23 protein-coding genes and 1 riboswitch are annotated in these 20,494 nt (G+C 68.5%); of the genes, 13 read left to right on the top strand and 10 right to left on the bottom strand.

Annotated features, from left to right (window positions below; all coding sequences use genetic code 11):
- Positions 1-18: 18 nt before the first annotated feature.
- The 4 genes from ACDP63_RS07035 to ACDP63_RS07020 form a co-directional block, all read right to left on the bottom strand.
- Positions 19-1,095, bottom strand: coding sequence for a branched-chain amino acid ABC transporter permease (locus ACDP63_RS07035; protein ID WP_409927875.1), 1,077 nt, complete (start codon positions 1,093-1,095; stop codon positions 19-21).
- 143 nt (positions 1,096-1,238) lie between these two features.
- On the bottom strand, positions 1,239-2,219 hold the full coding sequence (locus ACDP63_RS07030; RefSeq protein ID WP_024842870.1) for a branched-chain amino acid ABC transporter permease: 981 nt from the start codon (positions 2,217-2,219) through the stop codon (positions 1,239-1,241).
- A 10-nt stretch (positions 2,220-2,229) separates the two neighbouring features.
- On the bottom strand, positions 2,230-3,039 hold the full coding sequence (locus tag ACDP63_RS07025; RefSeq protein WP_177209323.1) for an ABC transporter ATP-binding protein: 810 nt from the start codon (positions 3,037-3,039) through the stop codon (positions 2,230-2,232).
- Positions 3,040-3,041: 2 nt separating this feature from the next.
- Positions 3,042-5,018 (bottom strand): AMP-binding protein, encoded by a 1,977-nt coding sequence (locus ACDP63_RS07020; protein WP_024842868.1) that lies wholly within the window; start codon positions 5,016-5,018, stop codon positions 3,042-3,044.
- A 112-nt stretch (positions 5,019-5,130) separates the two neighbouring features.
- On the opposite strand from ACDP63_RS07020, the gene ACDP63_RS07015 reads away from it, so the two are divergent.
- From ACDP63_RS07015 to aroQ, 3 genes are read left to right on the top strand one after another with little or no spacing between them, the layout of a single operon-like run.
- The gene (locus ACDP63_RS07015; RefSeq protein ID WP_081750440.1) at positions 5,131-7,011 is read left to right on the top strand and encodes a PAS-domain containing protein; all 1,881 of its coding nucleotides are present in this window, start codon (positions 5,131-5,133) and stop codon (positions 7,009-7,011) included.
- On the top strand, positions 7,004-7,705 hold the full coding sequence (locus ACDP63_RS07010) for a response regulator transcription factor (RefSeq protein ID WP_024842866.1): 702 nt from the start codon (positions 7,004-7,006) through the stop codon (positions 7,703-7,705). The genes ACDP63_RS07015 and ACDP63_RS07010 overlap by 8 nt, the downstream gene beginning before the upstream one ends.
- A gap of 27 nt (positions 7,706-7,732) precedes the next feature.
- On the top strand, positions 7,733-8,167 hold the full coding sequence (aroQ, locus tag ACDP63_RS07005) for a type II 3-dehydroquinate dehydratase (RefSeq protein WP_024842865.1): 435 nt from the start codon (positions 7,733-7,735) through the stop codon (positions 8,165-8,167).
- 31 nt (positions 8,168-8,198) lie between these two features.
- Here the strand turns inward: aroQ and ACDP63_RS07000 are convergent, their stop codons facing one another.
- A complete protein-coding gene (locus tag ACDP63_RS07000) occupies positions 8,199-9,071 on the bottom strand; it encodes a DMT family transporter (RefSeq protein ID WP_024842864.1) in 873 nt (290 codons plus the stop codon).
- A gap of 242 nt (positions 9,072-9,313) precedes the next feature.
- A complete protein-coding gene (locus ACDP63_RS06995) occupies positions 9,314-9,916 on the bottom strand; it encodes an HAD family hydrolase (protein ID WP_024842863.1) in 603 nt (200 codons plus the stop codon).
- Positions 9,917-10,102: 186 nt separating this feature from the next.
- Positions 10,103-10,206: riboswitch (TPP riboswitch) on the top strand.
- A gap of 67 nt (positions 10,207-10,273) precedes the next feature.
- Here ACDP63_RS06995 and thiD point away from each other — a divergent pair.
- Genes thiD through ACDP63_RS06945 form a run of 10 tightly spaced genes read left to right on the top strand, consistent with a single transcriptional unit; the run spans position 10,274 to position 17,732 of the window.
- Entirely contained in the window at positions 10,274-11,101 is an 828-nt protein-coding gene (thiD, locus tag ACDP63_RS06990; RefSeq protein WP_024842862.1) for a bifunctional hydroxymethylpyrimidine kinase/phosphomethylpyrimidine kinase, read from the top strand.
- Complete coding sequence (locus ACDP63_RS06985; protein ID WP_147427454.1) at positions 11,098-12,075, top strand: FAD-dependent oxidoreductase; 978 nt, start codon at positions 11,098-11,100, stop codon at positions 12,073-12,075. The genes thiD and ACDP63_RS06985 overlap by 4 nt, the downstream gene beginning before the upstream one ends.
- Positions 12,059-12,256: a sulfur carrier protein ThiS gene (gene thiS, locus ACDP63_RS06980; RefSeq protein ID WP_024842860.1), complete on the top strand. Its 198-nt coding sequence runs from the start codon at positions 12,059-12,061 to the stop codon at positions 12,254-12,256. Before ACDP63_RS06985 ends, thiS begins: the two co-directional genes overlap by 17 nt.
- Position 12,257: 1 nt before the next feature.
- Positions 12,258-13,022 (top strand): thiazole synthase, encoded by a 765-nt coding sequence (locus ACDP63_RS06975; RefSeq protein ID WP_024842859.1) that lies wholly within the window; start codon positions 12,258-12,260, stop codon positions 13,020-13,022.
- Positions 13,019-13,615: a thiamine phosphate synthase gene (locus ACDP63_RS06970; RefSeq protein WP_024842858.1), complete on the top strand. Its 597-nt coding sequence runs from the start codon at positions 13,019-13,021 to the stop codon at positions 13,613-13,615. The genes ACDP63_RS06975 and ACDP63_RS06970 overlap by 4 nt, the downstream gene beginning before the upstream one ends.
- Entirely contained in the window at positions 13,612-14,589 is a 978-nt protein-coding gene (locus tag ACDP63_RS06965) for a HesA/MoeB/ThiF family protein (RefSeq protein WP_024842857.1), read from the top strand. Before ACDP63_RS06970 ends, ACDP63_RS06965 begins: the two co-directional genes overlap by 4 nt.
- Positions 14,586-15,542, top strand: coding sequence for an ABC transporter substrate-binding protein (locus ACDP63_RS06960; protein ID WP_024842856.1), 957 nt, complete (start codon positions 14,586-14,588; stop codon positions 15,540-15,542). Before ACDP63_RS06965 ends, ACDP63_RS06960 begins: the two co-directional genes overlap by 4 nt.
- Positions 15,539-16,213, top strand: coding sequence for a thiaminase II (gene tenA / locus ACDP63_RS06955; RefSeq protein ID WP_409927874.1), 675 nt, complete (start codon positions 15,539-15,541; stop codon positions 16,211-16,213). Before ACDP63_RS06960 ends, tenA begins: the two co-directional genes overlap by 4 nt.
- Positions 16,210-17,004, top strand: a complete 795-nt coding sequence (locus tag ACDP63_RS06950) for an ABC transporter ATP-binding protein (RefSeq protein WP_024842854.1) — start codon at positions 16,210-16,212, stop codon at positions 17,002-17,004. Before tenA ends, ACDP63_RS06950 begins: the two co-directional genes overlap by 4 nt.
- A complete protein-coding gene (locus tag ACDP63_RS06945; protein ID WP_024842853.1) occupies positions 17,001-17,732 on the top strand; it encodes an ABC transporter permease in 732 nt (243 codons plus the stop codon). Before ACDP63_RS06950 ends, ACDP63_RS06945 begins: the two co-directional genes overlap by 4 nt.
- Here ACDP63_RS06945 and mobA read toward each other — a convergent pair.
- Genes mobA through ACDP63_RS06925 form a run of 4 tightly spaced genes read right to left on the bottom strand, consistent with a single transcriptional unit; the run spans position 17,729 to position 20,473 of the window.
- Positions 17,729-18,331, bottom strand: a complete 603-nt coding sequence (gene mobA, locus ACDP63_RS06940; protein ID WP_024842852.1) for a molybdenum cofactor guanylyltransferase MobA — start codon at positions 18,329-18,331, stop codon at positions 17,729-17,731. The genes ACDP63_RS06945 and mobA overlap by 4 nt on opposite strands.
- Positions 18,328-18,924 carry a hypothetical protein gene (locus ACDP63_RS06935; RefSeq protein WP_024842851.1) on the bottom strand — a complete coding sequence of 199 codons (597 nt, stop codon included), beginning with the start codon at positions 18,922-18,924 and terminating at the stop codon, positions 18,328-18,330. The genes mobA and ACDP63_RS06935 overlap by 4 nt, the downstream gene beginning before the upstream one ends.
- Entirely contained in the window at positions 18,921-19,757 is an 837-nt protein-coding gene (locus ACDP63_RS06930; RefSeq protein WP_147427452.1) for an ABC transporter permease, read from the bottom strand. The genes ACDP63_RS06935 and ACDP63_RS06930 overlap by 4 nt, the downstream gene beginning before the upstream one ends.
- Entirely contained in the window at positions 19,754-20,473 is a 720-nt protein-coding gene (locus ACDP63_RS06925; protein ID WP_147427451.1) for an ABC transporter ATP-binding protein, read from the bottom strand. Before ACDP63_RS06925 ends, ACDP63_RS06930 begins: the two co-directional genes overlap by 4 nt.
- Positions 20,474-20,494: the final 21 nt, after the last annotated feature.

Raw genomic sequence — 20,494 nt, 5'->3', positions numbered from 1 at the left:
CCGCCGGTTGTCCGGTCGTTAATGCGGGAACGGCCAGAGCCGCAGCTTTTCCTTCGTCAGCGCCCAGAGACGCGCCAGCCCGTGCGGCTCGACGATCAGGAAGAACACGATCAGCGCGCCGACGATCATCAGCTCGATATGGGCGGCCAGGTCGGTCGGCCAGCCGAACTGCGCCACCAGCACGTTCTTGAGAAAGACCGGCAGCAGCACCAGGAAGGCGGCGCCGGCAAAGCTGCCGAAGATGCTGCCCAGCCCGCCGATGATGATCATGAACAGCACCAGGAAGCTCTTGTTGATGCCGAAGGCCTCGCTGGCCTCGGCCGCGCCTAGGTAGACCGAGAACAGCAGCGCCCCGGCGATGCCGACGAAGAAGCTGGAGACGGCAAAGGCCGACAGCTTGGCGGTCAGCGGGTTCACCCCGATGATCTCGGCGGCGATGTCCATGTCGCGGATCGCCATCCATTTGCGCCCCACGCTGCCGCGGGTCAGGTTGCGCGCCACCCAGGCCAGCACGACGGCAAAGACAAGGCAGATCAGGTATTTCGCCGAAGCGGTGGTGGCGGGCCCGGTCACCGCCCAGCCCAGGATGGTGCGCTCGGGCGCGTTGATCTGGCCCGAGGCCGAATAGTTGTAAAACCACGGCACCTTGTTGAAGAGCCACACCAGGAAGAACTGCGCGGCCAGCGTCGCCACCGCCAGGTAGAAACCCTTGATCCGCAGGCTGGGCAGGCCGAAGAGCATGCCGACGACCGCCGTGATCGCGCCGGCCAGCACGATATGGATGACGATCGGCACGCCCGGAAAGGCGACCATCAGCTTGTAGACGGCATAGGCCCCCACCGCCATGAAGCCGCCGGTGCCCAGGCTGACCTGCCCGGCATAGCCGGTCAGGATGTTCAGCCCGATGGCGGCGATGGCATAGATCAGGAAGGGCACCAGCACCGCATTGGCCCAGTAGCTGTCGATGACGAAGGGCACGACCAGGAAGGCCACCGCCAGGATCGCGTAATAGCCCCAGCGATCCAGCCGGATCGGAAAGGTCTGGCCATCGTCGCGATAGCTCGTCTGGAAATCACCCGCCTCGCGGGAAAGCATCCGTTCCTCCCAGCGTCACGCCTTGCCCGTGGGGGCTTCGCGCCCCCACACCCCCGCGGGATATTTCTCCAAGGAAGAACGCGAGATTCCGCCCTTCTTTCTTGCCCAAATATCCCCGCCGGAGGCATAGAATCTTTTCATCGTCAGACCCGCTCGATGATGCGCTCGCCGAACAGCCCCTGCGGCCGGAAGACGAGGAAGATCAGCGCCAGCACATAGGCGAACCAGTTCTCGGTCGCGCCACCGACCATGGGGCCGACGAAATATTCGAACAGCTTTTCGCCCATGCCGATGATGAGACCGCCGACGATGGCGCCGGGGATCGACGTGAATCCGCCGAGCATCAGCACCGGCAGCGCCTTGAGGGCGATCAACGAGAGGCTGAACTGCACGCCCGATTTCGTGCCCCACATGATGCCCGCGACCAATGCGACGAAACCGGCGATCGACCAGACCATGATCCAGATGAATTGCAGGCTGATGCCCACCGACAGCGCCGCCTGGTGGTCGTCGGCCACCGCGCGCATCGCCCGGCCCTGCTTGGTATATTGCGAGAAGCCGACCAGCGCCGCCACCAGCGCCGCCGCGATGACCGCCGCCCAGATGTCCAGCCGGTCGATGAAGAAGCCGTAGCCCAGCCAGTCATCGGTCATCGCCTCGACCGTCTCGGAAATGCCCTGCGGCAGGCCGACGTCCAGCACCTTCACGTCGGCGCCCCACATCACGTCGCCGAGCCCTTCCAGGAGCCAGGCCAGGCCGATGGTGGCCATGAACAGGATGATCGGCTCCTGCCCGACCAGGTGCTTCAGTACCAGCTTCTCGATGGCGATGGCGAGGCCGACCATGATCAGCGCCGTGAGCAGGATCGCCAGCAATCCCGGCACGGTCCAGCCGAAGCTGGATACATGCACGCCGAAGGCGGCGCCGATCAGATGCGCGAAGGGCACCCGGCCCTCCATGATGCCCACCAGCGTCATGGCGGCGAACAGCGCCATCACCCCCTGGGCGTAGTTGAAGACCCCCGAGGCCTTGTAGATCAGCACGAAACCCAGCGCGACCAGCGAATACATCACCCCGGCCATCAGGCCGTTCAGCAGGACTTCGCTTGCATACAGAAATTCCATCGCCGTCCCCTTATTCGTGCGCCACGCCAAGATAGGCGCTGATGACCTCGGGATTGCTGCGCACCTCGTCGGGGGTGCCGTCGCCGATCTTGCGGCCGTAATCCATCACCACCACCCGGTCGCTGAGGTCCATGACCACGCCCATGTCATGCTCGATCAGGGCGATGGTGGTGCCGAACTCGTCGTTCACGTCCAGGATGAAGCGGCACATGTCCTCCTTCTCCTCGACGTTCATGCCGGCCATCGGCTCGTCGAGCAGCAGGATCTTGGGCTCGGCCGCCAGCGCCCGCGCCAGTTCGACGCGCTTCTTCAACCCGTAAGGCAGCCGGCCGACCGGGGTCTTGCGGATGTTCTGGATCTCCAGGAAGTCGATGATCTTCTCGACCTGCTCGCGGTTTTCCACTTCCTCGCGCTCAGCCCGGCCCCACCACAGCGCCTGGCTCCAGATCGGCGCCTTCATCATGTTCAGGCGGCCGGTCATGATGTTGTCCAGGACCGACATGCCGTCGAACAGCGCGATGTTCTGGAAGGTGCGGGCAATGCCCAGCCGCGCCACCTCATAGGGTTTCATCGGGCCGCGGCGATGGCCCTTGAACCAGATCTCGCCCTCTTGCGGGACATAGAAGCCCGAGATCACGTTCAGCATCGAGGACTTGCCGGCGCCGTTCGGGCCGATGATGGCGCGGATCTCGCCCTCGCGGATGTCGAAGCTGATGTCCTTGATCGCCGTGACGCCGCCGAAGCGCAGGGTGATGTTCTTCAGGTCCATCAGCACGCCGCCGATCTGGCGGCCGTCGGCGGTGGTATAGCCTTCTTGCATGGTCATTCCGCAGCCACCTTCTGCATGGTCCGGGTCGGGAAGGTCCGGGCCTCCTCGATTTTCAGCACCGCGCGGATCTCGCCCTTGCGGCCGTCCTCGTAGGTCACTTCCGTCCGGGTGCTGACCGTATCGCGGCCGTCATAGAGCGCCGCGATCAGGTCGGCATATTTCTCGGCGATGATGTTGCGGCGCACCTTGCGGGTGCGGGTCATCTCGCCGTCGTCGGGGTCCAGCTCCTTGTGCAGCACCAGGAAGCGGCTGATCTGGCAGCCCGACAGCATCGGATCCTGCGCCACGGATTCGTTCACCGCCTCGACATGCTCCTTGATGGTGGCATAGACCTGCGGATGGCCGGCCAGCTCCTGATAGCTGGCATAGGCGATGTTGTTGCGCTCGGCCCAGTTGCCGACCGCGGTCAGGTCGATGTTGATGAAGGCCGTGCACATGTCGCGGCCGGCGCCGAACACCACCGCCTCCAGGATGTTGGGATAGAACTTCAGCTTGTTCTCGACATATTTCGGCGCGAACATCCGGCCATCGGCCATGCGGCCCACGTCCTTGGCGCGGTCGATGATGCGCAGATGCCCGGTCGCCTCCTCGAAGAATCCGGCATCGCCCGTCGCCACCCAGCCCTCGGCATCCTTGGTCGAGGCGGTGCTGTCGGGATTGTTGTAATATTCCACGAAAGTGCCGGGCGAGCGGTAGAACACCTCGCCATTCTCGGCGATCTTCAGCTCGACGCCGGGCGAGGGCACGCCGACCGTGTCCGAACGCACCTGCCCGTCCGGCTGCTGGGTGATAAAGACCGAGGCCTCGGTCTGGCCGTAGAGCTGCTTCAGGTTGATGCCGAGGCTGCGGTAGAAATCGAAGATCTCGGGACCGATCGCCTCGCCCGCCGTATAGCCGACGCGGATGCGCGAATAGCCCAGGGTGTTCTTCAGCGGGCCATAGACCAGCAGGTTGCCCAGGGCATAGCGCAGCCGGTCCAGCGCGCCCACCGGCCTGCCGTCCAGGAGCGCCGGGCCGACGCGGCGGGCGATCTCCATGTAGTGCCGGAACAGCCAGCGCTTGAAGCGGCCGGCATCCTCCATGCGGATCATCACCGAGGTCAGCTGCCCTTCGAAGACGCGGGGCGGGGCGAAGAAATAGGTCGGTCCGATCTCGCGCAGGTCGGTCATCATCGTATGCGCGCCCTCGGGGCAGTTCACGGTGAATCCGGCCCAATAGGCCTGTCCGACCGAAAAGATGAAGTCGCCGACCCAGGCCATCGGCAGATAGGCCAGCACCTCCTCGCGCTCGGTCAGGCGATCGAAGGCGGCACTGTTCCTGGCGGTCTCGATGATGTTGCGGTTCGACAGCACCACGCCCTTGGGCTTGCCGGTGGTGCCCGATGTATACAGCATCACGCAGGTATCGCCGTAGCCCAGCGCGGCGATGCGCGCGTCCAGTTCGTGGCCCAGCCGCTGCTGGGCGGCGCGGCCCTCGGCCTGCACATCCGCCAGCGCGTTCATGTGGGAGTGGTCGTATTTCCGCATGCCGCGCTTGTCGGTATAGACGATATGCTCGACCGAGGGGGCGCGGTCGCCGACTTCAAGCACCTTGTCCACCTGCTCCTGGTCGCCGCAGACCACGAAGCGCGCACCGCAATGGTTCAGCACATAGGCCATCTCGTCGGCCACCGCGTCCTGATACAGCGGCACCGGCACCGCGCCGCACATCTGCGCCGCGACCATGGCCCAGTAATGCGCCGGGCGGTTGCGGCCGATGATGGCGACATGGTCGCCCCGGTTCAGGCCCAGCACCAGAAGGCCCAGCGCCAGATCGCGGATCTCGGCCGCGGCCTCGGCCCAGGTCCAGCTTTGCCAGATCCCGAATTCCTTTTCCCGATAGGCGGGCCGATTGCCGAAGCGTTCGGCATTGCGCGCCAGCAACGCTGGAATCGACTGCAAACCGGCCTGGGCCGCCTCAGCGTTCTGCATGTATCCTCCCCTTGCCGTCAGGGCTCCTCTTCCCTCTGGCAATCGCAGCTTACTGCGGCAATTCTTGCGTCAGTTTTTCCTGAATCCTACAAATTGTTACAGGGACCGCGCAATGCCAGGAATGGGCACGCCTTCGAACGACCGGCACGCCGAACTGACCCGCTCGGGGCTGAACCTGATCCAGCAGGCGATCTCGATCTTCGACGCCGAGCTGCGGCTGGCGGTCTGCAACCGCCCCTATCAGGCCATGTTCGGCCTGCCGGACGAGCTGACCCGCACCGGCGCCACCTTCGAGGATACGATCCGCTACCTGGTGCATCGCGGCGAATACGGCCCCCAGGACGACCCCGAGGCCGCCATCCGCGAGCGCGTGGACCAGGCCCGCACCTTCCAGCCGCATTACATGGAAAGAAAGCGCGCCGACGGCCGCTGGATCTCGGTCGAGGGGGCGCCGCTCAGCCAGGGCGGCTGGATCGCGGTCTATACTGACATCACCCATATCAAGCGGCAGGAGGCGCTGCTGCGCGCCCGCTCCGAGGAACTCTCCGAACTGGTGCTGGAAAATGCCGAGCGGCTGTCGGCCGCGAACCGGGCGCTGGCCGCGACCAATGCCGCGCTGGAGGAGGCCAAGCGCATCCTGACCGAATCCGAGGCGCGCACCCGCCATGTCACCGCCATGGTCCCGGCCCATATCGCGCATATGGACCGCGACTATCGCTATACCTTCTCGAACAACCAGATCTCGATGGTGTTTCCCGGCGCGAATCGCGCGATCATCGGCTGCCAATGCGAAACGGTGCTGGGCGCCGAGACCTTCGCCCGCATCCGCCCGCATCTGGACCGCGCCATCGCCGGCCAGCCGCAGGTGTTCGAGATCACGCACCCGCCCTCGGGACGGCGCATCCGCATCGCGCTGACCCCGGACCAGAACGGGCGCGGCGTCTATATCCTGTCCACCGACGTCACCGCCGAGGTGCAGGCGCGCGAGGCGCTGACCCATGCGGCGAAGCGCGCGGTGGCAGCGCAGATGACATCCGGGCTGGCGCATGATTTCGGCAACCTCTTGACCATCATCCTGGGCCTTCAGGGACGGCTGGCGCGCGCCGGGCTGGCGCCGGAACAGGCCGAGGACGTGCAGGCCACGCTGGCCGCCGCCCGGCGCGGGGTGCGGTTGCTCGACGGCATCTCGGCGCTGACCGGCAGGCGCGAGCACCAGCCGCAGCCGGTCGATCTGCGCGCCATGCTGGACGACCTGGCGGCGATGACCCGGCCGACGCTGGGCGCGGGCGTCACGCTCGACACCCGATTGGGCGATCTGCCGGCGCGGGTGATGCTGGACCCCGGCGTGCTTCAGGACGTGCTGCTCAACCTGATCCTGAACGCGCGCGACGCCATGCGGGGCCAGGGCCGCATCACGGTCGAGGCCCACCCCGCCGGCAGGTGGCTGGAGATCGCGGTGACCGATACCGGTCCCGGCTTCTCGGCCGAGGCGCTGGCGCGGGCGACCGAGCCCTTCTTCACCACCAAGGGCAGCCAGGGCACCGGGCTTGGCCTGTCCATGGTCTATGACCAGATCAAGCTGGCGGGCGGCACCCTCCGGCTGGGCAATGCCAAGGGCGGCGGCGCGCAGGTGACCATCCGCCTGCCGCTGCGCGCCGCCCGCCCGCAGCTGGTGCTGCTGGTCGAGGATGACGACGCCATCCGCGCCCATATCCGCGAGATGCTGACCGCCCAGGGCCATTCGGTGATCGAAGCCGGCTCGCTCTCCGAGGCACGCGGGTTGACCGACCTGTCCGGACTGACCATGATCCTGTCCGACCTGCAACTGGGCGACGGCTCGGGCGCCGATCTGCTGGGCCGCGGCCTGCCCTTGGTGCTGATGACGGCGCTGCCGCCGGGCGATCCGCGCAGATCGGGGCTTGACTGCCCGGTCCTGACCAAGCCCTTTGGCGACACCGAACTGGCCGTGGCCATGGCAGAGACAGATGACTGACGCCCCCCTGATCGCCATTCTCGACGACGAACCCGAAATCCGCCGCCTGCTGTCCGCGGCGCTGGAGGAGGCGGGCTTTCGCACCATAGGCTTCGCCCGCGCCACCGAATTCGAGGCGGCGCTGCGCCGCATCCAGCCCGATGCCTGCCTGATCGACCTGGGCCTGCCCGACCGCGACGGGCTGGCGCTGGTGCACCGGCTGGCCAGCGAATCCGGCGCGGCGATCATCATCATCTCGGGCCGGGCGCAGGTGCAGGACCGCGTGACGGGCCTTGAGCTGGGCGCCGACGACTACATCATCAAGCCCTTCGAGCCGGCCGAGGTCGTGGCCCGCATCCGCGCCCGGCTGCGCAAGCCCCAGCGCGATGCCGGCCCCGGCCGCCAGCAGGTCCGCTTTGCCGGCTGGTCCGCGGATTTCGACCGCTATACCCTGACTTCGCCCGAGGGCGCAGAGACCCCGATCTCCCATGCCGAGGCCGAGGTCTTGCGGCTGTTTCTCGACAATCCGCGCCGGCTGATCTCGCGCGCGCAGATGCTTGAGACGCTGGGCGGCACGGCGGGCGAAAGCTTCGACCGGGCGATGGACGTGCGCATCTCGCGCCTGCGCACCAAGCTGGGCGAGGATCCCAAGAACCCGCGGCTGATCAAGACGATCTACGGCGCGGGCTATATCTTTCTGGCCGAACTGGGCTAGATTGCCCCCATCGTCGCGGAGATTGCCATGCCCACCGTCTATGTCCTGAACGGCCCGAACCTGAACCTGCTGGGCCAGCGCCAGCCCGAGATCTATGGCAGCACCACGCTGGCCGACGTCGAGCGCGACTGCAAGGCGTTGGGGTCCGAGCTGGGGCTGGACATCGCCTTCCACCAGTCGAACCACGAGGGCGCGATCATCGACCTGATCCACGAGGCGCGGCTGAAGGCGCAAGCCATCGTCATCAACCCCGCCGCCTTCACCCATACCTCGGTGGCGATTCTGGATGCGCTGAACGCCTTCGACGGGCCGGTGATCGAGGTGCATATCTCCAACGTCCACAAGCGCGAGAGCTTCCGCCACCATTCCTATGTCAGCCTGCGCGCCGAGGGCGTGATCGCCGGTTTCGGGGTCAATGGCTACCTGCTGGCGCTGCGCCATGTGGCGAAGCTGGTGGGATAAGGGGTAAGCCCAAAGCTGGCCGTCGTGGTCATCACGATGCCGACAACAGGATCACGCCCACGATCAGCACGCCGCACCCAGCCAGCCGCCACGGGCCGACCGCCTCTCGCAGGATCAACATCCCCATCAGCGCACCGACCATCATCGACATTTCACGCATCGGTGCGACAAGGCTGAGCGGTGCGCCACCCGTCAGTGCGGCAAGCACGAGAATATAGGACAGCGGCGACAGCAGCCCCACGCCGAAGGCGGTCCACCAATGGCCCCGCATCGCCTCCATGAAGCGGTAAGGGTTGGCGAGGACCAGCGGCAGCAGCAGGAAGAACCGCAAAAGGTTCGAGAACCAGTCCAACACCACCGGCGCGATGCCAAGGGCTTTTACCGCATAGGCATCCACCACCGTGTAGCTGGCGATCAGCCCGCCCGTCGCGGCGCCCCACCGAACACCCGCCTGCCCGCCAGGGCGGGTGAGTGCGGCAAGCTTTCCCTGCGTGGCGATCAGCATGATGCCGAGAACGACAAGGACCAGCCCGACCAGGCCCGTGCCGGTCGGGCTTTCCCCCAGGATCAGGAATGCGCCGATCGAGGACAGCATCGGCCCGGTCCCCCGCGCCACCGGATAGACCACCGACAAGTCCGCCACCCTGTAGCCGCGTTGCAGGCAGAGGCTGTAGGCCAGATGAATCAGCCCGCTGAACAGAACAAAGCCGATGCCTTCCCTGGTCCAGTTGATGCCTCCCTGAACCAGCAGCCAAGCCACCCATGGCGCATAAGCGACGCAGGCGACCAGATTATAGGCAAAGACGAACACCGGCCCGACCGAGGCGGCACGTTTGGCCAGCAGGTTCCAGCTGGCATGGATGAAGGATGCGAGAACGACAAGAAACAGCGAGGCAAGCGTCATTGAGATCCCCTTTGCGCCATCGGCGCGGTTGATCTCGACGTCTCCTCCCCTGGGCTTTTGTCCCTTGGGTGCAGCCAGGGAACTCCCCCGGTCTCTGCAACGCTCGGTCCTGCGGCGGCCCATATGGGTCGGCCCGGAACCCTAGTTGCCACTCGGTCGATGCCGGGATTCTAACCGTTGTGGGACAGGAACATCAAGAGCCGACCGACCGCTTCGCCCCGCAAAGCGGACTAGCCTCCCCCTTAAATCACCCCGCGCCGCGCCAGTTCCCGGCCCAGCGCCTCGGCGCCGGTAAAGTGAATCCCGTCCATGCCCAGCGCGCGGGCGCCCTCGACATTGGCCGGGCTGTCGTCGATGAAGATGCAGTCCCCGGGCCGCAGCCCGTTGCGGTCCATCAGCAGCCGAAAGATCGCCGGATCGGGCTTCAGCGCGCCGACCTGGCCCGAGACCAGGATGTCGGCGAACAGCCCGCCCAGCCGGGGATGCAGCTCCAGCGCATGCGGCCAGGTCTCGGCCGACCAGTTGGTCAGCGCATAAAGCGGCACGCCGCGCGCCAGCAGCGCCTCGGCCACCGCCCAGCTGCCGGGCACGGTCTTTTCTATGGTGACGGGAAAGGCCGCCAGATAGCCCGCCAGATGCCGCGCCTCGTCGCCATGCTCGGCGCGGGCGGCGGCCAGCCCCTCGGCAAAACTGCGCCCGCCGTCCTGCATCCGGTTCCAGCCGGGAAAGTCGATGCGGGCCATCCAGGTCTCGGCCTCGGCCCGGCTGGTGAAGACATCCGCAAAGGCCAACGCCGGATCCCAGTCGATCAGCACCCCGCCCAGGTCGAAAATCACGCTTTTCATCGCATCCTTCCGCATTTCGCCGCGCCCAGATCGGCCGGAATTCCGGGCGGTGTAAAGCCCGAAACCGCCGCCGCCCGCCGGCCATCTTGGCTGGCAAGGCGGACGGATGCATGACAGCGCCGCGACGGGCCGGCCGCGCGCAGCCCTTGCAATAAGGGGCGCCGGGGCCTAGTGTCACGCGGAAGACTCATACACTTGGGGAGCCCCGCACGGGGCTGAGAGGTGCCCGGCACCGACCCATCGAACCTGATCCGGGTCATGCCGGCGTAGGGAAGGGTAGAGTGACGCGGCCCGCAATCCCAGGCCGCCACCCATCCGCCCCGCGTCCCCATGCCCGGCCGAAACGAAAGGCGGGCCATGTCGGGATTGCAGCCCCATCCCATCGCGCTGACCATCGCCGGCTCGGACAGCGGCGGCGGCGCCGGAATCCAGGCCGACCTGAAGGCCTTCTCGGCGCTGGGCGTCTATGGCGCCTCTGTGATCACGGCGATCACCGCGCAGAACACCCGCACCGTCGCCGCGGTCGAGGCGGTCAGCCCGGCCATGGTCGCGGCGCAGATCGACGCGGTCTTCGGCGATCTCGAGGTGCGCGCGGTCAAGATCGGCATGGTCGGCGGCGCCGATGTGATCACGGTCGTCGCCGACCGGCTGGCGGCGCTGCTGGCGGACAATCCGGTGCCGGTGGTGCTGGACCCGGTGATGGTGGCGAAATCCGGCGACGCGCTTTTGCCGGACGATGCCGTCTCGGCGCTGCGCGAGCAGCTGATCCCGCTGGCGACCGTGCTGACCCCGAACCTGCCCGAGGCGGCGCGGCTTCTGGGTCGCCCCCCCGCCGCGACGCCCGAGGAGATGCGCGAGCAGGGCGAGGCGCTGCGCGCCCTGGGCGCCGACCATGTGCTGATGAAGGGCGGTCATGCGACCGAAGACAGCTGCACCGACCTTCTGGTCGGGCCCCAGCCGCTGACCCTGACGGCCCCGCGCCAGCAGACGCCCAACACCCACGGCACTGGCTGCTCGCTGTCCTCGGCCATCGCGGCAGGGCTGGCGCAGGGGCTGACGGTGGCGCAGGCCGTGACCCGCGCCCATGGCTGGCTGCAGGCCGCCATCGCCCACGCCGACGAATTGTCGGTCGGACTGGGGCACGGCCCGGTGCATCATTTCCACGAGTTCTGGAGGCAGGCATGAACCAGATCACCATCCTGGGCGCCGGGGTCATGGGCCTGTGCATCGCCACCGAACTGGCGGCGCGCGGCATCCTGCCGCGCATCATCGACCCGGCCGGCAAGCCCGGATCCCAGGCCTGCAGCTGGCGCGCCGGCGGGATGCTGGCGCCCTATTGCGAGGCCGAAAGCGCCGAGCCGGCGGTGCTGCGCCTGGGCCTCGATGCCGCCGACTGGTGGCAGGCGAATGGCGCCGAGGTCATCCGCCGCGGCACGCTGGTCCTGGCGCCCTCGCGCGACCGGGCGGAACTCGACCGCTTTGCCCGGCTGACCGAGGCGCATCAGCCGGTGAACGGCGAGGAAGTCGCGGCGCTGGAGCCGGAGCTGGCCGGCCGCTTCCCGCGCGGCCTGCATTTCGCCACCGAGGCGCACCTGAACCCGCGCGCCGCCCTGCTGGCCCTGCGCGACCGGCTGGAGGCGCAGGGCGTCGCCATCGAAACCGAGGGCACGCCCACCGGCCTTGTCGTCGATGCCCGCGGCCTGGCCGCCAGGGACGAACTTTCCGACCTGCGCGGCGTGCGCGGCGAGATGCTGGTGATCCGCTGCCCGGAAGTGGCGCTGACCCGCACCATCCGCCTGCTGCATCCGCGCATCCCCCTGTATCTCGTGCCGCGCGGCGATGGCGTCTACATGATCGGCGCCACGATGCTGGAGACCGGCGGCAAGTATCGCGTCACCGCGCGCTCGGCGGTCGAGATGCTGTCGGCCGCCTATGCGCTGCATCCCGGCTTTGCCGAGGCCGAGATCCTCGAGCTTGGCTCGGATGCCCGCCCCGCCTTCCCGGACAACCTGCCCCGCCTGCGCCGGCGCGGCGGCACGCTTTACGCAAACGGCCTTTACCGCCACGGCTATCTTCTGGCCCCCGCCGTGGCCCGCATGGCCGCCGATTACCTTGTCGAGGGCCGGAAACCGGAGTTCATGGATGAAGATCACCCTTAACGGAGCGGCGCGCGACCTGACCGGCCCGACCGTGCAGGACGCGCTGGCCGAGATCGGATTGGGCGCGGCCAAGGTGGCGACGGCGCTGAACGGCGCCTTCCTGCCCGCCGCCGCCCGGCCCGCGACCACGCTGAAGGATGGCGACGCGCTGGAAGTCGTGGCGCCGATGCAGGGGGGCTGAGATGCCGGTCTTTTACGGAACCGAAGTCGCAAGCCCGCTGATGCTGGGCACGGCGCAATACCCCTCGCCCGCCATCATGGCCGAGGCGTTCCGCGCCTCGCGCGCCGGCATCGCCACCGTCAGCCTGCGGCGCGAAGGCGGCGAAGGCCAGGACTTCCATCGCCTGATCAAGGAGCTGGGCATCCCCGTCCTGCCCAATACCGCCGGCTGCCATTCGGTGCGCGAGGCGGTGACGACCGCGCAGATGGCGCGCGAGCTGTTCGAGACGCCCTGGATCAAGCTGGAAGTGATCCGGGACGACGACACGCTTTGCCCCGACGTGATCGCGCTGGTCGAAGCGGCGCGGCTGCTGTCCGAGGACGGCTTCCAGGTCTTTCCCTATTGCACCGAGGACCTTTCGGTCTGCGGCCGGCTGCTCGATGCGGGCTGCCAGGTGCTGATGCCTTGGGGCGCGCCCATCGGCTCGGGCCGGGGGCTGAACAACCCTTACGGGCTGCGCAGCCTGAGGGCGCATTTCCCCGATGTGCCGCTGGTCGTGGATGCCGGCATCGGCCTGCCCAGCCACGCGGCGCAGGCGATGGAGCTGGGCTATGACGCCGTGCTGCTGAACACCGCCGTCGCCAAGGCCGGCGATCCGGTGGCCATGGCCCGCGCCATGGCGCTGGCGATCGAGGCCGGGCAGCTGGCGCATGGCGCCAACCCGATCGAGGCCCGCGACATGGCCGCCCCTTCCACCCCCCTCTTCGGCATGGCGGTGCTGGGATGAGATTGCCGCGCTTTTACCCGATCTTCGACAGCAGCGACTGGCTGCGCCGCGCCCTGCCGCTGGGCGTGAAACTGGTGCAGATCCGCATCAAGGACCAGCCCCCCGCCCGGCTCTTGGGCGAGCTGGCGCTGTGCCAGGAGCTGTGCCGCGAACATCGCGCCACGCTGGTCGTCAACGACCACTGGCAGGCCGCCATCGACCTGGGCTGCGACTTCATCCACCTGGGGCAGGAGGATCTGGATACCGCCGACATTCCGGCGATCCGCAAGGCCGGGCTGCGGCTGGGCGTCTCGACCCACGACCATGCCGAACTGGACCGGGCGCTGGCGCTCAGGCCCGATTACGTCGCGCTGGGACCGGTCTGGCCGACGATCCTGAAGAAGATGAAATGGGAACAGCAGGGGCTGGACCGGGTGCGGGAATGGCGCAAGCTGGTCGGCGCGACGCCGCTGGTCGCCATCGGCGGCGTCACCCCGGAGCGCGCGCTGGAAGCCTTCGCCGCCGGCGCCGACCTGGCCTCGGCCGTGACCGACATCACGCTCAACCCCGACCCCGAGGGCCGCATCCGCGAATGGCTGCGGGTGGCGGCATGAACCGCTATGTTCGCCAGATGGTCCTGCCCGAGATCGGCGCCGAGGGGCAGGAGCGCATCGGCGCCGCCCATGCGCTGGTCGTCGGCGCCGGGGGCTTGGGCGTGCCGGTGCTGCAATACCTGGCCGGCAGCGGTATCGGCCGCATCACCCTGATCGACCCCGACACGGTCGAGGAGACCAACCTGCACCGCCAGCCGCTTTACCGCATGAAGGATATCGGCCAGCCCAAGGTCCGCGCCGCCGCACAGGCCGTGGCCCGGCTGAACCCCGCGGTGGAGATCGAGGCGCTGGCGGACCGGCTGACCCCCCTGAACGCCCCGGCGCTGGTTGCGGCGGCTGATGTGGTGCTGGATTGCGCCGACAGCTATGCCGCCAGCTACACGCTCTCGGACGCCTGCCTGGCGGCGGGCAAGCCGCTGATCTCGGCCTCGGCGCTGGGGCTTGCGGGCTATGTCGGCGGCTTCTGCGGCGACAAGCGGCAGGGGGGCGCCCCCAGCCTGCGCGCCCTGTTCCCCGACCCGCCCGACAGCGGCCAGACCTGCGCCACCGCCGGCGTGCTGGGCCCGGTGGTCGGCATGCTCGGCTGCATCCAGGCGCAGATGGCGCTGCGGCTGCTTCTGGGCACCACGCCCTCGCCGCTGGGCGAATTCATCCGCTTCGACAACGGCCGCTTCAGCCAGTTCCGCTTCGACACCGCCCCCGAGGCGACCGGTCCACGCTTCATCGCCCGCGACGAGATCCGCGCGACCGACCTGGTCATCGACCTGCGCCCCGAGGACGAGGCGCCGCGCAAGGCCACGCCGGACGCGCTGCGCATCCCCGATTACGGCGCGGCGGGCCCCCTGCCCGATCCCGGCGGCCGCGTGGTGCTGGCCTGCCGTTCCGGCCTGCGCTCGTGGCGCGCCGCCGACGCCCTTGCCCGCCGCTGGAGCGGCGAGATCACCCTTCTGGCCCTTGGAGACGACGACCGATGAAACACCTTACCCTTGCCGCCGCCTTCGCCATGCTGGCCCTGCCCGCCCATGCCCAGGACAAGGTGACGCTGATCCTGGACTGGTTCGTGAACCCCGACCACGGCCCGATCATCGTGGCCCAGGAAAAGGGCTTCTTCGCCGAGGAAGGGCTGGAGGTCGAAGTCATCGCCCCCGCCGATCCCTCGGATCCGCCGAAACTGGTCGCCGCCGGCAAGGCCGATTACGCCATCAGCTACCAGCCGCAACTGCACCTGCAAGTGCATGAGGGCCTGCCGCTGAAACGCGTCGGCACCCTGGTCGCGACGCCCTTGAACTGCCTGATGGTCAAGGCCGACGGCCCGGTGCAGGAGATCGCCGACCTCAAGGGCAGGAAGATCGGCTATTCCGTCTCGGGCGTCGAGGAGGCGCTGGTCGGCCAGATCCTCAAGACCGCCGGCCTGACCATGCAGGATGTCGAGATGGTGAACGTGAACTGGTCGCTGTCGCCGGCGCTGATCGCCGGCCAGGTCGACGCCACCATCGGCGCCTATCGCAATTTCGAGCTGACGCAGATGCGGCTGGAGGGCACTCAGGGCAAATGCTTCTTCGTCGAGGAACAGGGCGTGCCGACCTATGACGAGCTGATCTTCGTCGCCAACCCGGCCGATCTGGACCTGGACCGCACCCGCCGCCTGCTGCACGCGGTCGAACGCGGCGCGCAATACATGGTCAACCACCCGGACGAGGCCTGGGAGCTGTTCTCGGCCACCGCGCCCGATCTCAAGGACGAGCTGAACGCCGAAGCCTGGAAGGACACGCTGCCGCGCTTCTCGCAATCGCCGGCGGCGCTGGACCAGGGCCGCTATGCCCGGTTCGAAGCCTTCCTGCACGAGGCCGGGCTGGTCGACAGCGTGCTGCCGGTCTCGGACCTGGCCCTGGACGTGGCGGCGCAGGACATGGGGGCGGCGCAATGAGCCGCTACGGAGACGCCTTCGCCGCCTGGCGGGCCGCGGCGCAGCCCGACTGGGACGCCTATACCCGCCACCCCTTCGTCGAAGGGCTGCGCGACGGCACGCTGCCGCAATCGCGCTTCCTGACCTATCTGGTACAGGATTACCTGTTCCTGCAAAACTTCTCGCGCGCCTGGGCGCTGGCGGTGGTCAAGGCCGGAGACCTCGACGAGATGCGGGCCTGTTCGGCCACGGTCCACACGCTTCTGGATCACGAGATGGGCCTGCATGTGCAGACCTGCGCCCGCACCGGCATGGGCCCCGAGGTGCTGGCCAATGCGCAAGAGGCCGTCACCAATATCGCATATACCCGCTATGTTCTGGAATCCGGCTATTCGGGCGATTTCCTTGACCTCTTGGCGGCGCTGATGCCCTGCGTGCTGGGCTATGGCGAAATCGGACTGCGGCTCCAGGCCGAGGCGGCACCCGACACGCCCTATCGCGAATGGATCGACACCTATGCCGGCGCCGAATACCAGGCCGCCTGCATCTCGGCCGGCGAGCTGCTGGACAATGCCCTCCGCAAGCGGCTGGGCGATACGCCCCGGCAAAGCCCGCGCTGGGCCGCGCTGTCGGATCGCTTCGCCACCGCCACGCGGCTCGAAGTCGCCTTCTGGGAGCTGGGCCGCGCATGACCGCCGCGGCGGCCTCGGTTCGCGGCCGCGCCTGGGTCGGCGAGGCGCCGCTGTTCGCGCCGGTAGACCTGGTGCTGGAACCCGGCGGTTGGACCTGCCTGCTCGGCCCCTCGGGCGTCGGCAAATCGACCATCCTGCGGCTGATCGCCGGACTGGAAACCGGCGCGCGCTTCGAGGGCGAGGTGACGCGCAACCAGCCCGTTGCCCTGATGGCGCAGGATCCGGGCCTGATCCCCTGGCTGGACGTGACCGGCAATGTCACGCTGGGCGCGCGCCTGCGCGGCACGCTGCGGGCTTCTTTCTTGTCCAAATATCCCGGGGGACGCCCATCCGGCCCCATCGAGGGGCCGGATGGGCGGGGGGCAGAGCCCCCGGCCGACCCCGCCACCCGCGCGGCCCGTCTGATCAAGGCCGTGGGCCTGGCCGACCGCGCCCATCACCTGCCCGCCAACCTGTCGGGCGGCCAGCGCCAGCGCACAGCCCTGGCCCGGACGCTGTTCGAGGACCGGCCGCTGGTGCTGCTGGACGAGCCCTTTTCGGCGCTGGACGCGCGCACGCGGGCGCAGATGCAGGATCTCGCGGCGCGGCTGCTCGACGACCGCACGGTGCTCCTGGTCACGCATGACCCCGCCGAGGCCGCGCGGCTCGGCGACCGCATCCTGCTCTTGCGCGGGACGGGGCTGACCGAATGGCCCCGGCCCGCCCCGCGCCCGAAAGGCGCCGCCCGGCCCTATGACGCGCCCGAGGTGCTGGCGCTGCAAGCCGAGCTGATGCGGGGGATGATGGCATGAGAACCGTCGTGACCCTGGCCGTCACCATCCTGGCCCTGTGGCAGGGGGTGATCTGGCTGGCCGGCATGCCGCCCTTCCTGCTGCCCTCGCCGCTGGCCGTGACCGAGGCGCTGTGGCTGAACCGGGCCGAGATCGCCCGCCATGCCGGCTTCACCCTGACCGAGGTGATGCTGGGCTTCATCCTCGGCTCCACGCTCGGCGCCGCTCTCGCGGTGGCGATGGGGTTCTCGCAGAGGCTGGCCGGCGTGCTGCGGCCGATCCTGACCTTTAGCCAGACCATCCCGGTCTTTGCGCTCGCGCCGATCCTGACGCTGTGGCTGGGTTTCGGCATGGCGCCCAAGATCGCCATGACCGTGCTGATCGTGTTCTTCCCGGTGGCCAGCGCCTTCCTGGACGGGCTGATGCGCACGCCGCAGGCGGCGCTGGACCTGGCGCAGGTCATGGGCGCCGGCCGCATCCGCATCATGCGCCACCTGCGCATCCCGGCGGCGCTGCCCAGCCTGGCCACCGGGCTGCGGCTGGCGGCGGTCTATGCGCCCATCGGCGCGGTGATCGGCGAATGGGTCGGCGGCGCGCGCGGCCTGGGCGCGCTGATGATCCATGCCAACGGCCGGATGAAGACCGACCTGGTCTTTGCCGCGCTGCTGGTCTTGTCGGTGATGACGGTGATCTTCGCCAGGGCGGTGGCCATCGCGCTGCACCGGCTGCTCAGCCGCTACGGCGTCTAGAGCAGGCGCGCGGCGCGGGCCAGATCCTCGGGAGTGTTGAGGTTCAGGAACGGGTCCAGGGGGCGGCTGTCGAACACCGCCCGCCCCGGATCATGCGCGGCCGCGAACTGGCCGATCCGGTGCAGCCCCGATTCCAGCGCCTCGCGCAACTCCCCGCGCAGCGCGACCGGCCAGAGCGCGCAGGTCGGATGGTCGCGCAACTGCCCGCTGTCATCCGGGCTTGCGGCGATGGCCATGCCCGAGCGGCCGGCCGCCTCGCGCAGCCGATGCACCAGATCCTCGGGCAGAAAGGGCGTGTCGACGCTGACGCTGACCACGCTCTGGGCGCCCTCGCCCGCCGCCCATTCCATGCCGGCCAGGACCCCGGCCAAGGGCCCGGCGAAGCCGCCGATGCCGTCGGCGATCACCGGCAGCCCATAGGCCGCGAATTGCTCCGCCTCGCCATTGGCGTTGAGCGCCAGCATCCCGCATTGCGGCGCAAGCCGCGCGATCACCCGCGACAGCAGGGTCTCTCCCGCCAGCATCCGCAGCGCCTTGTTGCCGCCGCCCATGCGGCGCGACAGGCCCCCGGCCAGGATGACGGCGGGAACCGGGTTCATCGCAGCCCCGCCGCGATGGCGCGGGCCAGCGCGAACACCCGCTGCTCCAGGATCACCGGCGTCTCGCAGACATAGGTCAGGGCCTGCTGGCGGTCCTGGAAGATGCGCATGTCCCAGTCGAGCCGCTCTTCCTCGGCGTCGATGGCGTCGAAATCGGGCGTTTCTGCCTTTTGCATCTGTTCCATCTTGGCACGGTGATCCTCGATCCTTTGTGCCAGATCGACCTGCTTGTGGCCATAGCGCGCGATACCGGCGATCAGCGCCGCGCGATGCGGCTCGATCCGGTCGAAGATCGCCACCATCAGCGCCGTCAGCTTCTGGTTGTCGGCATCCCTGGCAAATTCGGCGATCTCGGCCTCGGCCTCGGCCAGCGGCAGGCGGCGCTGCTCCAGCCGGTCGGCCAGGGCGGCGATCTCGGGCGTGCGGGCCAGCTCGCGCGCGGCCTCGTCCGGCTCGGGCCCGCTCCACATCTGGCCCAGCGACAGGTGCGGCTGCTTGCGCTGCACGCAGGGCCAGTCGGGATCGGTGCCGTTTTCCGCCCGCGCCGCGCCGGCACCGGCGGCCAGGCAAAGCGCCAGAACCAGGTATCTCATGCTCCCCCCTTTCGCCGGGCCCAGAGCCCCTTGGCCGGATCATACATGATGACGGCCCCTGCAAAGAACAGGATCAGGCAACCCGACACCACCAAGAAGGACAGAAGATCGAAGCGCGCGTAAAGGGCAAAGCGGATCAACTCCACCGCATGGGTGAAGGGATTGGCCGCGCAGATGTCGTGCAGCAGCGGCGAGCTTTCGTTCATCCGCCACAGCGGGTAAAGCGCGCTGGAGGCGAAAAACATCGGGAAGATGACGAAATTCATCACGCCCGCGAAGTTTTCCAGCTGGCGGATGGCCGAGGACAGGAACAGCCCCATCGCCCCCAGCATCAGCCCCGACAGGAACAGCGCCGGCAGCACCGCCAGATAGCCGACGGGCGGCGGCTCGACCCGCCAGAACCAGGCGATGACCAGGAAGGCATAGACCTGGATGATCGACACGATCACCCCGGCGACCAGCTTGCTGGCCAGCAGGAACCAGCGCGGAAACGGGCTGACCAGCAGGGTGCGCATCGCCCCCGTCTCGCGGTCATGCACCATCGAGAGCGAGCTTTGCATGCCGTTGAACAGCTGGATCATCGCGCAAAGGCCGGGGGTCACATAGACCTCGTAAAGCACATAGGTCTGGTAGGGCGGCGTGATCGACAGGCCCAGCACGGCGCGAAACCCGGCGGCAAAGATGAACAGCCAGACCAGCGGCCGCACCAGCGCCGCCAGGAAACGGCCGCGCTGGTTGACGAAGCGCAGGGTCTCGCGCCGGGCAATGCCCAGGAAAGCGGTCAGCCACATGCGCGGGGTCAGGCGCGGTCCGGCCGGGTGGCGCGCGCTCATACCTGTTCCCCCGTCAGGCGCAGGAAGGTCGCGGTCAGGTCGTCGCCGCCGATGGCGCCGGCATTGCCGCGGGCCAGCACCTCGCCCTTGTGCAGGATGACCAGCCCGTCCTCGGGGCGGATCTCGTCCAGGATATGCGTGGCCCAGAGCGCCGAGACCCCGCCGCGGGTCAGCCCACGGGTCAGCGCCACCACCTCGGCGCGGGATTTCACGTCAAGCCCGACGGTCGGCTCGTCCAGCAGCAGGATCTCGGGGCGGTGGATCAGGGCGCGGGCGATCTCGGCCCGGCGTTGCTGGCCGCCCGACAGCGCCGAGACCCTGGCATGCAGCCGGTCCGACAGATCGACCTGCGCCAGCACCTCGATGCTGCGCGCCCGCGCCTCGCGCCGCGGGATGCCGTGCAGCGCGGCGTGATAGTCCAGGTTCTGCGCCACGGTCAGGTCGGCGTCCAGCGCGCGGGACTGGAACACCACCCCCAGCCGCGCCAGCGCCGCACCGGGCTGGCGGCGCAGGTCGTGGCCCGCCACCTCGATCCGGCCCGAGCGGTTGTCGTAAAGCCGGGTGATCAGCGAGAACAGCGTGGTCTTGCCGGCGCCGTTCACCCCCAGCAGCGCGGTGAAGCCGCCGCGCGGCACGGTCAGCGACACATCCTTCAGCGCGGGGAAGCGGCCGAAACTGTGGCTGACATGCTGGATGGAAAGCGCGTCCTGCGGCATCTGGCAAAGGGCGGGGCCGGG

The sequence above is a fragment of the Paracoccus sp. P2 genome (assembly GCF_046335115.1).
Lineage (GTDB): Bacteria > Pseudomonadota > Alphaproteobacteria > Rhodobacterales > Rhodobacteraceae > Paracoccus > Paracoccus pantotrophus.
This window is presented reverse-complemented; position numbering and strand designations above follow the sequence as displayed.